Source organism: Roseateles sp. (assembly GCF_052436255.1).
Classification (GTDB): Bacteria; Pseudomonadota; Gammaproteobacteria; order Burkholderiales; family Burkholderiaceae_C; genus Pelomonas.
The window spans coordinates 1-13270 of sequence record NZ_JBQVNP010000145.1 but is presented as its reverse complement, the minus strand read 5'-3'; the positions used below and the strand labels follow the sequence as shown (position 1 = coordinate 13270).

At 69.5% G+C, this 13270-nt stretch carries 16 protein-coding genes; 6 read left to right on the top strand and 10 right to left on the bottom strand.

Going from position 1 to position 13270, the window contains the following annotated elements; translation table 11 throughout:
* The 3 genes from ACT6S0_RS22705 to ACT6S0_RS22695 form a co-directional block, all read right to left on the bottom strand.
* Window positions 1-240 (bottom strand): hypothetical protein (locus tag ACT6S0_RS22705; protein ID WP_444766044.1); only part of this gene is annotated, 240 nt, incomplete at its 3' end.
* A gap of 110 nt (window positions 241-350) precedes the next feature.
* Window positions 351-2213 carry an O-linked N-acetylglucosamine transferase, SPINDLY family protein gene (locus tag ACT6S0_RS22700; protein WP_444766043.1) on the bottom strand — a complete coding sequence of 621 codons (1863 nt, stop codon included), beginning with the start codon at window positions 2211-2213 and terminating at the stop codon, window positions 351-353.
* A 127-nt stretch (window positions 2214-2340) separates the two neighbouring features.
* The gene (locus ACT6S0_RS22695) at window positions 2341-2850 is read right to left on the bottom strand and encodes a DUF1993 domain-containing protein (RefSeq protein WP_444766042.1); all 510 of its coding nucleotides are present in this window, start codon (window positions 2848-2850) and stop codon (window positions 2341-2343) included.
* A 147-nt stretch (window positions 2851-2997) separates the two neighbouring features.
* On the opposite strand from ACT6S0_RS22695, the gene ACT6S0_RS22690 reads away from it, so the two are divergent.
* The 3 genes from ACT6S0_RS22690 to ACT6S0_RS22680 are packed head-to-tail and all read left to right on the top strand — an operon-like array spanning window position 2998 to window position 5103.
* Window positions 2998-4005 carry a D-2-hydroxyacid dehydrogenase family protein gene (locus ACT6S0_RS22690; protein ID WP_444766041.1) on the top strand — a complete coding sequence of 336 codons (1008 nt, stop codon included), beginning with the start codon at window positions 2998-3000 and terminating at the stop codon, window positions 4003-4005.
* 7 nt (window positions 4006-4012) lie between these two features.
* Window positions 4013-4564 carry a chromate transporter gene (locus ACT6S0_RS22685; RefSeq protein ID WP_444766040.1) on the top strand — a complete coding sequence of 184 codons (552 nt, stop codon included), beginning with the start codon at window positions 4013-4015 and terminating at the stop codon, window positions 4562-4564.
* On the top strand, window positions 4561-5103 hold the full coding sequence (locus ACT6S0_RS22680; protein ID WP_444766039.1) for a chromate transporter: 543 nt from the start codon (window positions 4561-4563) through the stop codon (window positions 5101-5103). The genes ACT6S0_RS22685 and ACT6S0_RS22680 overlap by 4 nt, the downstream gene beginning before the upstream one ends.
* Before the next feature lie 30 nt (window positions 5104-5133).
* Here ACT6S0_RS22680 and ACT6S0_RS22675 read toward each other — a convergent pair whose 3' ends face one another.
* Both ACT6S0_RS22675 and ACT6S0_RS22670 read right to left on the bottom strand, forming a co-directional pair.
* The gene (locus ACT6S0_RS22675) at window positions 5134-5598 is read right to left on the bottom strand and encodes a hypothetical protein (RefSeq protein WP_444766038.1); all 465 of its coding nucleotides are present in this window, start codon (window positions 5596-5598) and stop codon (window positions 5134-5136) included.
* 113 nt (window positions 5599-5711) lie between these two features.
* A complete protein-coding gene (locus ACT6S0_RS22670; protein WP_444766037.1) occupies window positions 5712-6686 on the bottom strand; it encodes a GlxA family transcriptional regulator in 975 nt (324 codons plus the stop codon).
* 73 nt (window positions 6687-6759) lie between these two features.
* Between ACT6S0_RS22670 and ACT6S0_RS22665 the strand changes: the two genes are divergently transcribed.
* Window positions 6760-7968, top strand: coding sequence for an aminotransferase class III-fold pyridoxal phosphate-dependent enzyme (locus ACT6S0_RS22665; RefSeq protein WP_444766036.1), 1209 nt, complete (start codon window positions 6760-6762; stop codon window positions 7966-7968).
* Between the two features lie 5 nt (window positions 7969-7973).
* Here the strand turns inward: ACT6S0_RS22665 and upp are convergent, their stop codons facing one another.
* From upp to ACT6S0_RS22640, 5 genes are read right to left on the bottom strand one after another with little or no spacing between them, the layout of a single operon-like run.
* Window positions 7974-8606, bottom strand: coding sequence for a uracil phosphoribosyltransferase (gene upp, locus ACT6S0_RS22660; protein WP_444766035.1), 633 nt, complete (start codon window positions 8604-8606; stop codon window positions 7974-7976).
* Between the two features lie 33 nt (window positions 8607-8639).
* On the bottom strand, window positions 8640-9377 hold the full coding sequence (gene rlmB / locus ACT6S0_RS22655; RefSeq protein ID WP_444766034.1) for a 23S rRNA (guanosine(2251)-2'-O)-methyltransferase RlmB: 738 nt from the start codon (window positions 9375-9377) through the stop codon (window positions 8640-8642).
* Window positions 9378-9401: 24 nt separating this feature from the next.
* Window positions 9402-10193 (bottom strand): polysaccharide deacetylase family protein, encoded by a 792-nt coding sequence (locus tag ACT6S0_RS22650; protein WP_444766033.1) that lies wholly within the window; start codon window positions 10191-10193, stop codon window positions 9402-9404.
* 11 nt (window positions 10194-10204) lie between these two features.
* Window positions 10205-10906 carry a DUF1624 domain-containing protein gene (locus ACT6S0_RS22645; RefSeq protein ID WP_444766032.1) on the bottom strand — a complete coding sequence of 234 codons (702 nt, stop codon included), beginning with the start codon at window positions 10904-10906 and terminating at the stop codon, window positions 10205-10207.
* 12 nt (window positions 10907-10918) lie between these two features.
* Window positions 10919-11554, bottom strand: a complete 636-nt coding sequence (locus ACT6S0_RS22640) for a DUF4124 domain-containing protein (RefSeq protein ID WP_444766031.1) — start codon at window positions 11552-11554, stop codon at window positions 10919-10921.
* 61 nt (window positions 11555-11615) lie between these two features.
* Between ACT6S0_RS22640 and ACT6S0_RS22635 the strand changes: the two genes are divergently transcribed.
* Both ACT6S0_RS22635 and ACT6S0_RS22630 read left to right on the top strand, forming a co-directional pair.
* A complete protein-coding gene (locus ACT6S0_RS22635; RefSeq protein WP_444766030.1) occupies window positions 11616-12692 on the top strand; it encodes a S1C family serine protease in 1077 nt (358 codons plus the stop codon).
* A gap of 106 nt (window positions 12693-12798) precedes the next feature.
* A partial coding sequence (locus ACT6S0_RS22630) for a YebC/PmpR family DNA-binding transcriptional regulator (RefSeq protein ID WP_444766029.1) occupies window positions 12799-13270 on the top strand: 472 nt, incomplete at its 3' end.

Below are 13270 nucleotides of genomic sequence, written 5' to 3'. Positions count from 1 at the left end.
GGCGCCGTCGGGGGTGAGTCCACCCTCGATCGGCGCGCCGGCGCGCAGCGACTCGGTCGAGCGCGGCTTGCCGTGATGGCGGGTCAGCCAGGCCAGCGCCTGCAGCAGCGGGTCGCCGGCGGGCTGGCTGGCCAGGTCAGCCAGGGGGTCCGCCGGCGCTGGCGGCTCGCCGTTGGCGGCCAGGCGCAGGCCCGGCGCCTGGGGCTGGCCGTCAAAGAAGGGATCGTGGGGGCGCGGCATGGGTCAGTGCCTCGCCAAGACAAATGCAACCACAGAGACACTGAGGCACAGAGACCGCATTGATTCTGTGGCTCCCTGCCCCTGTGGTTGCATTTCCCTCAAGCTTCGCATCACGCTTCCTTCGCCCGGGCGAGCAGCGCCAGGCGCTCGAACTCCCGCTCTATATCGCGCACGATGGCCGGGATGTCAAACAGCGGCGAGCTGCGGCCGTGTTCGGCCAGGTAGCGCTTGTAGGACGCTGCGCGCGCCGGCTGGCGCCCGATCTGCACCGCACGCTGCTCGTACTCCTCGATCGTCGTCGTGATGAGGTCGGGCAGGCCGACGGCCGTCAGCAGGCTGCCGGCCATCCGCGAGATGTAGGTCTTGCCCGAGCGTGTCAGGATGGGCGTGCCCATCCACAGGCAGTCGCTGGCGGTCGTGCCGGCGTTGTAGGGGAAGGTGTCCAGGAACAGGTCGGCCAGCGTGAAGCGGGCCAGGTAGTCGGCCGGCTGGGCGCGCGGCGCGAACACCAGGCGCTCCGCCGCAACGCCCTCCTCCACCGCCACACGGGTCAGGTTGGCCTTGGCAAAGGGGTTGTCCGCCAGCAGCCACAGCACGCTGCCCGGCACCTGGCGCAGCACGCGCATCCAGCAGCGCCAGACCTGCTCGCTCATCTTGTGGTTGTTGTTGAAGGCGCAGAAGACGAAACCGTCCTCCGGGAGCCCAGCCTCGGTGCGCGTCGGCGGCGTGTTGGCGACACGCTTGCGGTCGCTGACCTGGTAGCTGTTGGGCAGGTAGATGGGCTTCTCGGTGTGATACGGCAGCGATTCCGGCGGCATCACGAAGCGGTCGGCCAGGATCCAGTCCACGCCCGGCAGGGCCGAGGTGGCGGGCAGTCCCAGGTAGCTGACCTGGATGGGCGCGCCACGGTGGGCCAGGATGCCCGGCCGCGCGCCGCTGGTCAGGCCTTGCAGGTCGACGAGCACATCGATGCCGGCCTCGGCGATCAGCTCGGCGGCGCGGCGGTCGGGCACGCCATGCAGCGGCGTGTAGCTGTCCATCGCCGCCTTGATGCGCCCGCGCAGCGGCGTGCCGTCTTCACGGCTCCAGCTGAAGGCGTGGACTTCGAACTTCTCCTTGTCGTGCAGCTCGTAGAGCTCGGCCGTCAGCAGGCCGACGGCATGCATGTGCAGGTCGCCGGACAGGTAGGCGATCTTGATCTTGCCCTCGCGCTGGCGGCCCTTGTGCAGCGGCGCGGCGCTGACCTTGGCGACCTTGTCGTGCACGAAGCGCTGGGCCGTCAGCAACTGCAGCGCCGGGTCGTCGCTTTCGTCCAGCATGCCGAGCAGCGAGGTACTCATCAGCAGATGGTTGTGCGTGACCTCGCCGAAGGTCTGGTAAACCGGCCAGGCGCATTGCTTCTGGCGGATGTGCACATAGTGCTGGGCGACGTCACCCTGGCGCGGGTCCAGCTCCAGCGAGCGGCGCATCAGCGCCTCGGCCTCGTCATAGCGCTTTTGCTGCTCCAGCAGGCGCGCGGCGTTGTTGAAGGCGTGCAGGCGCAGGCTCAGCGGGTCGGTGCCCAGGCCTTCGGGGTTGTCCTGCTCGTAGACGGCGCGCCACTCGGCCAGCGCCTCGTCCTCGCGGCCCTGGTGTTCCAGCTGGTGGCCCAGGTTCAGGCGCGCCTGGGCAAAGGTGGGCGCCTGACTGAGCGCCATGCGGTAGACGGCCTCGGCTTCGGCATGGCGGCGCTGCTCGCCCAGGATGGCGCCCCAGTTGAAGCAGGCCACATGGCGCAGCGGCGAGGCCGTGGCGTCGACCCAGTTCTGGTAGAGCAGCGCAGCCGCGTCGGCGGCGCCGGCGGACTGCAGGCGCGAGGCGGCTTCCATCACCTGGGGCAGCGGCCACTGGCCGCTGCGGGCCAGGCCGAGCCATTGCTCAACGAGAGCAATTCCCTGGTGGCCTTCAGGCTGGGCGGCAGTTGGCGTCGACATGTCCATGCGGGGCGGGCGGCTTGAGCGGATGTTCTCCTGATTCTCAAGCCGCACCGCCCCGGTGGGAGCGGGGATAAGACTGCGGATTGCGCAGCAATTCCCGCCCGCCTCGACTCAAACAGGGGGATCAGCCGCCGAGGAAGTCGCCCTTGCCCAACGGAACGCCTGCATGGCGCAACAGGGCATAAGTCGTCGTGGCGTGGAAATAGAAGTTCGGCAGTGCGAAATGCCGCAGATAGTTGCTGCCGTCGAACTTCAGCGGGTCACCACTGCGGCGCGGGATCGTGACCTCGCGGCCCTCGCTGCCCTCGAAGGCCTCGGCCGGCACCGACAGCACGAAGTCGCGCGTCTTCCTGATGCGCTCGGCCAGCTCCTCCAGGGTCGCTTCGTCATCGTCGTACTTCGGGATCTCCTGGCCGGCCAGGCGGGCCACGCAGCCCTTGGCGGCGTCGCTGGCAATCTGGATCTGCTTGGTCAAGGGCAGCATGTCGGGCGCCAGGCGCAGCGCCAGATAGGCATCGGGCGAGAACTTCCTGGCCTCGGCATGGGCCTTGGCGGCCTCCAGCCAGTTGAGCATGTTGCCCAGCATCTTGGCAAAGGCGGGGGCGCTGGCGGCGTGCATGGAAAGCGGGGTCATCGGGGTCTCCATTGAGGGAAACCGATGGTAGCCAGCAGCCCGGCGGCCTGCATCGCCCCGGGGCACAATGCCCCGCAACTTGAAGCCCAATCCCCGCGCCCCGCGCTGTTCGCTGCCCCAGCCCGCCAGGCCGCGCGTGCCCCGCCCATGAACGTCATCATCCTCGACGACTACCAAGACGCCGTGCGCAAGCTGCGCTGCGCGGCCAAGCTGGAGCCGCTCAACGCCAAGGTCTTCACGAACACGGTCAAGGGCATCGGCCAGCTGTCGGTGCGGCTGCGCGATGCAGAAGTGCTGGTGCTGGTGCGTGAACGCACCGCCTTCCCGCGCCAACTGCTGGAAAAACTCCCCAAGCTCAAGCTGATCGCCCAGACCGGCCGCGTCGGCAGCCACATCGACGTGGACGCCTGCACGCGCCTGGGCATCGCGGTGGCCGAGGGCGTGGGCAGCCCGGTGGCACCGGCCGAGCTGACCTGGGCGCTGATCATGGCCTCGATGCGCCGGCTGCCGCAGTACATCGGCAACCTGAAGCATGGCGCCTGGCAGCAGGCCGGTCTGAAGGCGGCGTCCATGCCGGCCAACTTCGGCGTCGGCATGGTGCTGCGCGGCAAGACACTGGGCATTTGGGGCTACGGCAAGATCGGCCAGCTGGTGGCTGGCTATGGCCGCGCCTTTGGCATGACGGTCACCGTCTGGGGCAGCGAAGCCTCGCGGCTGAAGGCCGAGGCCGACGGCTATCAGGCCGCGCCGAGCCGCCAGGCCTTCTTCGCCGAGGCCGACGTGCTGTCCGTCCACCTGCGCCTTTGCGATGCCACCCGCGCCGTCGTCACGCCCGAGGACCTCGCGCAGATGAAGCCCACCGCGCTGTTCGTCAACACCTCACGCGCCGAGCTGGTGGTGGAGAGCGCGCTGGTGTCGGCGCTGAACCGCGGCCGGCCGGGCATGGCAGCCATCGACGTGTTCGAGAGTGAGCCCATCCTGCAGGGCCACCCGCTGCTGCGGCTGGAGAACGCGGTCTGCACGCCGCACATCGGCTACGTCGAGCAGGACAGCTACGAGATCTATTTCGACGCCGCCTTCGACAACGTGCTGAACTTCATCAATGCGCAGCCGACGAACATCGTCAACCCCGAGGCTCTGAAAGTTCACCGCTGAAGCCATCGTGCTGAATCGTCCGGCGTCCCTCACCGCGCTCTTCCTCGCGTTCACGCGGCTGGCGCTGCAGGGCTTCGGTGGCGTGCTGGCGGTGGCGCAGCGTGAGCTGGTCGAGCGTCTGGGCTGGCTGAGCAAGGAAGAGTTCGTCGAAACCCTGGCCGTTGCCCAGGTGCTGCCGGGCCCGAACGTCGTCAACCTGTCCATGATGATCGGCGACCGCTTCTTCGGGCTGCGCGGTGCCTTGGCGGCGCTGGCCGGCATGCTGGCAGCGCCGGCCTTCGTCGTGCTGGGCCTGGCCATCGCCTATGGCGAACTGGCCCGGCATCCGATGGCCGTGAACGCGCTGCGCGGCATGGGCGCGGTGTCGGCCGGGTTGATCCTGGCCACCGGCATCAAGCTGCTGCCCGCGCTGGCGACCAATCCGCTGGGCCGAGCGCTGGCCTTCGGCCTGGCGGTGCTGGCCTTTGTGCTGATCGGCCTGCTGCGCTGGCCCCTGGTCGGCGTGCTGGCGCTGCTGGGCGGCGGCGGCATGCTGGTGGCGTACTGGAAGCTCAAATGACGGCGCCCGTCGACCTCTCCAGCCTGTTCCTGCACTTCCTGACGCTGTCGCTGCTGTCCATCGGTGGCGCCATCTCGACGGTGCCGGAGATGCACCGCTTTCTGGTCGAGAAGACCGGCTGGTTGACGGACACCAGCTTCACCTCGTCCATTGCGCTTGCACAGGCCGCACCGGGACCCAACATCCTGTTCGTCGCGGTGCTGGGCTTCAATGTGGCCGGCCTGTCGGGCGCGGCGGCAGCGATGGCCGGCATCATGCTGCCGTCCACCGTGCTGACGCTGACCGCCACGCGCTGGATGCGCGAGCACCGCGGCCACCTCGGCCTGCGCGCCTTCTCGGCCGGCATGATGCCGCTGACGCTGGGGCTCATCATCGCCACGGGCTGGCTGCTCGCCCTGCCCTTCCTGCGCGCCGAGGCGCACCGCTGGGGCGCGCTGGCGCTGATCACCGCCACCGTGGTGCTGACGCTGAAGACCAGGCTGGGCCTGGTCTGGATGGTGCTGGGGGGCGGCGTGGCGGGCGCGCTGGGCCTGGTTTAGGAGGCTGTCGGGCTGTGGGTCGGGTGCCTCCTAGACGCCGATACCGGCCTGCACGGTCGTCGAGCGCTTGCTCACGGGCGCCATGCCCAGCGTCACCTGCGCGTAAACCTCGTCGGCGCGCGGCGCGAAGACCGGGGTGTTGATGTCGGCCATGCCGATCTTCACCTTGCCGGCGTCCTCGTCGAGCCGGGACGTCAGGATGGCGCGCTTCTCGGAGTAGCTGATGGTGCCCGCGGCGGCGACGGTGACGGCCTTGTATGGCCGCAGGAACACGCCACCGCCGGACCACATATAGGTGCTGATCAGGTCGTCGGCGCCGCTGTCATCCGCCGGCAGGGCGTCGCCGGCCAGATCCTCGCCATAGAGCTGGATCTCCAGCCGGTACGTGCGGCCGACATCGCCGGCGTCGAAGGTCATCTTGCCGGCGACGGTCACGTCGCGCTTGTCGCCGGTGGTGGTACCGAGGGTGACGGTGGGGGTGGAAAGCGTGGCCATGGTGGGCTCCTTGAATCAGTTCGATCAGGTCGTTGGCTCGCCAGGGATTGGCTTGCCTGCCTGTACTGACGCAAGGCGCGGCCCGCGGGGATCAGCCCCGGCTTGGTGAAAGTTCACGCTGCGCCGCCGCCCGCCCGGAACGCCGCCGGCGGGCGGCCGAGCAGACGCAGGAAGGCGCGCCGCATGCGCTCGGTGCTGCCGAAGCCGGATTCCAACGACACCCGCAGCACCGACGCCGCGCCACTCTCCAGCGCCGCGCGCGCCGCTTCCACACGCAGCCGCTCGACCGCCTGCGCGGGCGTGACCCCCGTCTCGGCGTGAAAGCAGCGCGCGAAGTGGCGCGGGCTCATGCAGGCGCGGGCGGCCAGGTCCTCCACGCGGTGGTCGCGCCGCAGGTCGCGCCGCACCTCGTCGAGCAGCGCACCGAAGCGGCCCTCGGGGCGCTGCAGGTCCAGCAGCGGCGAGAACTGCGACTGGCCGCCGGGCCGCCGCCGCTCCACGACAAGGTGGCGTGCGGCTTCCCGCGCGATGTCTTCGCCATGGTCGTGGGCCAGCAGCGCCAGGCAGAGGTCGATGCCGGCCGTCATGCCGGCACTCGTCCAAAGTTCCGGCAGGCCATGTTGGCGGACGGCGGGCTCGCGCACATAGATGCGGTCGGGCTGCAGGCGCACCGCCGGGAAGTCGGTGGCGAACTGCCGGCTGCGGGACCAATGCGTCGTGGCGGTGCGCTCATCCAGCAAGCCGGCGGCGGCCAGCAGCAAGCTGCCGCTGCAGATGCTGGCGATGCGCGCGCCCGAGCGGCTCGCCCTGCGCAGCCAGGCCACCAGGCGGGCGTCGCGGCAGGCCTCGTCCACGCCATCGCCGCCGATCACCATGACCAGATCGAGGTCGCCCAGCCGCCGCGGCAACCCCTGCACCGGCCAGGCCACGCCGGCCGAGCTGCGCACCGCCACCGGCGCGCTGGCCACGAGGCGCCAGTCGTAGCTGCCGGGTCGCGCCAGCCGGGCCAGCTCGAACACTGCCATCGGCCCGGCCAGGTCCAGCTGCTGAAAGCCCGGGAAGAGCACGAAGGCGATGCGGCAGGTCATGGCCGCATGTTGGCAGAAAAGGTGGGAACTGCGTCATGGCGGCCAATGGCACCTCGCCGCAAACTGCCCACGCATGAAGCAGCGCACCATGACCGGCCCCGACTCAGACCTCGGAAAAGACCTCGTCACCATCACGCATCGCCCCGACACGGTCTTCGTCTCGGGCCAGGGTGCCTGGCTGGTCGACGAAGCCGGCAAGCGCCATCTCGACCTCGTGCAGGGCTGGGCCGTCAACAGCCTGGGCCACAGCCCGGCCCTCATCACCCAGGCGCTGCTCGCCCAGTCACAGCGGCTGGTGAACCCCAGCCCTGCCTACTACAACCGGCCCCTGCTGGACCTGGCGCAACGGCTTGTGGAGGTGAGCTGCTTTGACCGCGTTTTTCTCGCCAGCTCGGGCGCGGAGGCCAACGAAGGCGCGGTGAAGCTGGCGCGGCGCTGGGGTAGCGCCATGCGGGGCGGTGCGCACGAGATCATCGGCTTCGAGCAGGCGTTTCACGGCCGCACGCTCGCGATGATGAGCGCCTCGGGCAAGCCCGGCTGGGGCGAGCTTTACCCGCCGATGCCCGGCGGCTTCGCGAAGGCGCGACTCAATGACATCGCCTCGGTGGAGCGCGCGATGACACCGCGCACGGCGGCCGTGATGCTCGAGTTCGTGCAGGGTGAGGCGGGCGTCGTCGTGGCCGACCCGGGCTTCGTGCGCGAACTGCGCGCACTGAGCGCCGAACGCGGTGTGCTGCTGATTGCCGACGAGGTGCAGACCGGCATCGGCCGCTGCGGCCATGCCTTCGCCTACGAGCACTTTGGCATCGAGCCCGATGTGATGACGCTGGCCAAGGGCCTGGGCGGCGGCGTGCCGCTGGCGGCGCTGCTGTGCAAGGAGGCGTTCAACTGCTTCCTGCCCGGCGACCAGGGCGGCACCTTCTGCGGCAACCCGCTGATGGCAGCGGTGGGGCTGGCGGTCGTCAACGAGGTCTGCCGGGAGGACTTCCTGGCTGGTGTGCGCGAGCGGGCTACGCAGCTGTCCGCCGGCCTGCAGGCCATCGCGCGCGATCACGGCCTGGTGGGCGAGCGCGGCCTGGGGCTGCTGCGCGCCCTGGTGCTGCCATCAGACAGCGCGGGCGAGGTGGCGGCGGCGGCCCAGGCGCTGGCGCCGGTGGGCCTGCTGCTCAATGCGCCCCGCCCTCACCTGATCCGCCTGATGCCGGCGCTGAACATCAGCGCGGCCGAGGTGGACGAGGGGCTGGCGCTGCTGCGCCGGGCGCTGCGCGAGGTGCTGGGCTGATGAACTCAGCCTTGCGTGGTCCCGAAGATCTTGTCGCCAGCGTCGCCCAGGCCCGGGATGATGTAGCCGACCTCGTTCAAGTGGCTGTCGATGGCCGCCGTCCAGCAGCGCACGTCGGGGTGGGCCGCCTGCAGGGCCTTCACGCCCTCGGGCGCGGCCACCAACACCAGCGCGCGCACGTCCTTGCAGCCGCGCGCCTTCAGCAGGTCGACGGTGGCGATCATGCTGCCGGCCGTGGCCAGCATGGGGTCGATGATCAGCGCGGTGCGGGCATCGAGGTTGCCGACGAACTTGTCGAAGTAGTTGACCGGCTTGAGCGTCTCGTGGTCACGCGCCAGGCCCACGACCGACACCTTGGCGTTGGGCAGGATGTCCAGCACGCCGTCCAGCATGCCCAAGCCGGCGCGCAGGATGGGCACGACGGTGACCTTGCGGCCGGCGATCTGGTCGATCTCGGCGGGGCCGCTCCAGCAGTTGATCGTCGTCTTCTCCAGCGGGAAGTCGGCCGTCGCCTCGTAGCAGAGCAGTCGTGCCACCTCGCCGGTCAGCTCGCGGAATTTCTTGGTCGAGATGTCGGCCTCGCGCATCAACCCGATCTTGTGCTTGACGAGGGGGTGCGTGACTTCGATGACGGCCATGGCGGGCCTCCTAGTTTTTCTGAGTAGTCAGAATTATCTGCGCTGGCGCAACACCTCATACAGGCACACGCCCGCGGCCACCGACACGTTCAGGCTCTCGACGGCGCCGGCCATCGGGATGCGCACCAGTTCGTCGCAGGTCTTGGCCGTCAGCTGGCGCATGCCCTCGCCTTCGGCGCCCAGCACAAAGGCCGTGGGGCGCTTCAGGTCCAGGTCATAGATGGAGCGCTCGGCCTGGTCGGAGGTGCCGACCACCCAGATGTCGCGCTCCTTCAACTCGTTCAAGGTCCGTGCCAGGTTGGTGACCATCAGATAGGGCACGGTCTCGGCCGCGCCGCTGGCGACCTTGGCCACCGTCGCATTGAGCCCTACGGCGCGATCCTTTGGCGCGACGACGGCATGGGCCCCCGCGCCATCGGCCACGCGCAGGCAGGCACCGAGGTTGTGCGGGTCGGTCACGCCGTCCAGCACCAGCACCAGGGGCGGGCCGTCCACCGCGTCCAGCACGTCGTCCAGCGAATGCGGCTGGGCTATTGAACTCACGCGGGCGACGACGCCCTGGTGGCGAGGGCTGCCCGCGATCTGGCTCAGGCGCTCGTCCGTGCTCTCCACCAGCTTGGCGCCGGCCTCCTTGGCACGCTCGACGAAGGCGCGCATGCGCTGGTCGCGCCGGGAGGGGTCGAAATGGACCTCGGCCACCGAGGCCGGATGGGTCTTCAGGCGGACGGTGACGGCGTGGAAGCCGAACAGGACGGACTTGGCAGAGCTCATCGCCCGCATTGTCGGCTCATCGCGTCAACGACCCGCCTGCTTGCGGGCGTTCTCCATGACATTGACCATCGTGTCGGTCCACAAGCGCGCCTTGTTCTTGGCCAGATGGTCCAGCAGCTGGTCGTGGGCCTCACGCGTGACACTCAAGTGCTCGGCGCCCACGCCATGGAAGAGCAGCGACACCACCGCACGCTGGGCAGCCGCCTTCTCCACCAGCGCGATCATCTGCTCGCCGCTCCAACCCTCGACGAAATAGACCGGCATCGCATACGGGTCCATTTGCGCCGTGTCGGTGACCAAGCCCGGGCCGGCCGCGCGGTAGGCCACGAAATGCGGCCGCAGCGCCGCGACAAAATCCTGGCCGCCGGCTTTCATGTCCAGGCAGGGCGGTGTCAGTGTGCGACGAGTCTTGCCGTCCAGCGACTGCAGCCAGGTGTTGGCGGCCAGGATGTGTTCCTGGACTTGCACGGGCGTTTGTTTGTCCAGATCGCGGTGCGGCAGCACCCACTCGCGACCCGGTCCAACGCCTGAGCAGCCGTGGAACAGGCTGTGGTTGCCCAGCTCATGGCCCGCTGCGGCGGCGGCCTTCCATTCGTCCTGGCGCGCCGGCAGCGTCGGGCTGTTGATGGGCAAATAGAAGCTCGCCTTCAGGCCGCGCTTGTTCAACGCCGGCACGACATGGTCGAGCTGGCTGGCCAGGCCATCGTCATAGCCCAGGCTGACCGCTGCCTGGGCCCCACCGGGCCAGGTAAACGGCGCGGCCGCGGTGGCGGCGGCAATGAACAGGCCCAGCACGGCCACTAGCATCTTTCGCATCGACTATTCCCTCAGAACAAGGTTTGAACCGCCATCAGCAAGCCGATCAGCACGGGCTGGTGGAGCATGTAGAAACTGAGCGACCAGCGCCCCAGAACCACCAGCGGCCGCGGCGCGGCGCCCGCCCACAGCTGGGGCCACTGGCGCGTGGCGACAAAGCCCAGCAGCATGACGCCCAGCCACGGCAGCACGGGCACGAAGTCTTCCGTGAAGGGCTTGTGCGTGACCAGGCCGACCCAGTTGCTCAGGCGCGTGTCGAAGGCCGGGTGCTGGACCAACTGCGGCGCCGCGATGGCCAGCGTCGCCAGCGCCAGCAACGCCAGGTCGGGTAGCCGCGCCAGGCCCAGGCGCAGCAACAGCAGCATCACGGCCATGCCGTGCAGCACGCCGAAGCTGATCCAGCTTTTGGGGAACATGAACCACGAGCCCAGCGACACCAGCAGCGCGCAGCCCGCCACCTGCAGCCAGCGCCGCCAGAACCGCCCCGCGCTCTGGCCATTCAACAGGGCATAGGCCTGGCCCGCGCCGGCGCAAAACAGGAACAGGCTGACGATGGCCGTGCGCTGCCAGGTCCAGACCGGGTCGCGGTAGAAGTCCTGGCGGATCCAGCCGAAATGGTTCAAGTCGAAGCAGAAATGGAAGGCCGCCATCCAGACGATGGCCGCGCCGCGCAGGGCGTCGAGTCGACCCGAGCGAGAGGGCGGCAGGCGCATGGACACGAGGGGTCAGGAGGTTGGGGTGGAGGCCGGATTCTGACGCTGGGGCAGGCCCTGCTGGTTCAGCCCCCCGCGCTCGGCCTGGCGCTGGCGCAACCTGTCCTCGGCGATGCGGCGGCGCGCGATGCGGTCGCCCTCGTCGGGGTCGGCCGCGCTGTGCATGGCCTCGGCGCGCAGCCGCGCGTCACGGCGGTCGCGGTCACCGATGTGGGTCTGACGGGCCTGGGCGTCGCGGCTGATGGCCCAGTCGGCATCCGTGTAGCGACCCTGGCCCTTGCGGCACTGCCAGGCGCGCCGCACTTCGTCCTGCAGGAACTGGCGCTCGCGGTCGCCCAGGGTCGTCGAGTTGGCACGCGTCTCCATGCTGCGGATCTCGCTGTCGCCTGGGCAGACATTGCCGGGCGGACCTGCCGGCGCAGACGCTGCAACGACGGCCGGTGGCGCCACGGCGGCGCGCGTCACCTCCGGCTTGAGGCCCTCAGCCACATTGGGCTGCAGGCTGCGTTCGGCCACCGGCTGGCCGCTTCCCGGGCAGGGCTTGTCGCTGAAGCGCACCTGGCCGCTCGCCTCGCACTTCCAAACCTGCTGCGCGGCTGCACTCGACAGCAGCATTGCCAACACCAGACCTAGTCCTGTCCGCTTCATCGCCAGTCTCCCGAACTACCAACAAAATGCGGCCGTCGACAACCGCCGCGCCACCCACGCCATGCTCCAGCGCCTGCTCATCCTGACTCTTGCCGCATTGTTCAGCACCGGCTGGGCCGTTGCCCAGACCAAGGCCCAACCCCGCGCCGTCAGCGCCCGCGGCGCGCTGGACGCCGAGGAATTGAACAACATCGGCGTGTTCAAACGCGTCAGCCCGTCGGTGGTGCACATCACCACGCTGGCCGTGCAAAGAGATTTCTTCTCGCTGCGCACCAGCGAGCAGCCCAGCGGCACGGGTACCGGCTTCGTGTGGGATGACAGTGGCCACATCGTCACCAACTTCCACGTCATCCAGGGCGGCGACCGCGCCACCGTCACCCTCAACGACCAGAGCAGCTATCCCGCCAAGCTCGTCGGCGCCTTCCCCGACCGCGACCTGGCCGTGCTGCGCATCGAGGCGCCGCGCGACAAGCTGCCCGCCATCGCGGTCGGCGCCAGCCGCGACCTGCAGGTGGGCCAGAAGGTCTACGCCATCGGCAACCCCTTCGGCCTGGACCAGACGCTGACCACCGGCATCGTCTCGGCGCTGAACCGCGAGATCGAGTCCGTCACCCGCCGCACCATCCGCGGCGCCATCCAGACCGATGCGGCCATCAACCCGGGCAATTCGGGTGGGCCGCTGCTGGATTCGGCGGGGCGGCTGATCGGTGTCAACACAGCCATCTATAGCCCGAGCGGAGCGAGCGCGGGGATTGGCTTTGCCATTCCGGTCGACGAGGTCAACCGCATCGTGCCGCGGCTGATCCGCGACGGCCGCTTCATCCGCCCGGCCCTGGGCGTCACGGCCGGGCCACTCAACCTGGGGCAGGCGCTGGGCGCGCCCAAGGGGGTGCTGCTCGTCAACGTGGCGGACGGCAGCCCGGCCGCTGCGGCCGGCCTCAAGCCCTTCGGCCGCGACCGCAGCGGGCGCATCGTGCAGGGCGACGTCATCACCGCCATGGACGGCCAGCCGGTGGCGGACCTGGACGACATGCTGTCGCTGCTGGAGACGCGGCAGATCGGGGAGAAGGTGACGCTCACCGTGTGGCGGGCGGGGCAGACGAGGAAGGTGGTGGCGACGTTGGGGAGTTCGGATTGAGCCGTCCCCGCCTGCCGCGCCGGCGTGCCGGTCGACGAGGCGATCTACAGTAGCGCCCCGCCCGAACCGCCACCGCGCCGGGCTCACCAAATGCACAGGAACCCCCATGGGCGCGCAATGGAAAGCCAAACACAAAGACATCGCCGCCAATGCCAAGGGGCGGCTGTTCGGCAAGCTGGCCAAGGACATCATGATTGCCGCGCGCCACGGCGCTGACCCCAAGGACAACGCGCGGTTGCGGCTGGTGGTCGAGCAGGCCCGCAAGGTGTCCATGCCCAAGGAGACGCTGGACCGCGCCATCAAGAAGGGCGCCGGCCTGACCGGCGAGGCCGTGCACTTCGAGCAGGCCATCTACGAGGGCTTTGCGCCCCACCGGGTGCCGGTGATGGTGGAGGTGCTGACCGACAACGTGAACCGCGCGGCGTCGGACATGCGGGTGCTGTTCCGCAAGGGCCAGCTCGGCGGCGCCGGCTCGGTGGGCTGGGACTTCGACCACCTCGGCATGATCGAGGCGGAGCCCGCCGCGCCCGGCGCCGATGCGGACACCGCCGCCATCGAGGCCGGCGCGCAAGATCTGC

Coding starts and splice junctions, on each gene's coding strand:
- ACT6S0_RS22700 (WP_444766043.1), bottom strand. CDS start 2,213: ATGTCGACGCCAACTGCCGCCCAGCCTGAAGGCCACCAGGGAATTGCT.
- ACT6S0_RS22695 (WP_444766042.1), bottom strand. CDS start 2,850: ATGACCCCGCTTTCCATGCACGCCGCCAGCGCCCCCGCCTTTGCCAAG.
- ACT6S0_RS22690 (WP_444766041.1), top strand. CDS start 2,998: ATGAACGTCATCATCCTCGACGACTACCAAGACGCCGTGCGCAAGCTG.
- ACT6S0_RS22680 (WP_444766039.1), top strand. CDS start 4,561: ATGACGGCGCCCGTCGACCTCTCCAGCCTGTTCCTGCACTTCCTGACG.
- ACT6S0_RS22675 (WP_444766038.1), bottom strand. CDS start 5,598: ATGGCCACGCTTTCCACCCCCACCGTCACCCTCGGTACCACCACCGGC.
- ACT6S0_RS22670 (WP_444766037.1), bottom strand. CDS start 6,686: ATGACCTGCCGCATCGCCTTCGTGCTCTTCCCGGGCTTTCAGCAGCTG.
- ACT6S0_RS22665 (WP_444766036.1), top strand. CDS start 6,760: ATGAAGCAGCGCACCATGACCGGCCCCGACTCAGACCTCGGAAAAGAC.
- upp (WP_444766035.1), bottom strand. CDS start 8,606: ATGGCCGTCATCGAAGTCACGCACCCCCTCGTCAAGCACAAGATCGGG.
- rlmB (WP_444766034.1), bottom strand. CDS start 9,377: ATGAGCTCTGCCAAGTCCGTCCTGTTCGGCTTCCACGCCGTCACCGTC.
- ACT6S0_RS22650 (WP_444766033.1), bottom strand. CDS start 10,193: ATGCGAAAGATGCTAGTGGCCGTGCTGGGCCTGTTCATTGCCGCCGCC.
- ACT6S0_RS22645 (WP_444766032.1), bottom strand. CDS start 10,906: ATGCGCCTGCCGCCCTCTCGCTCGGGTCGACTCGACGCCCTGCGCGGC.
- ACT6S0_RS22640 (WP_444766031.1), bottom strand. CDS start 11,554: ATGAAGCGGACAGGACTAGGTCTGGTGTTGGCAATGCTGCTGTCGAGT.
- ACT6S0_RS22635 (WP_444766030.1), top strand. CDS start 11,616: ATGCTCCAGCGCCTGCTCATCCTGACTCTTGCCGCATTGTTCAGCACC.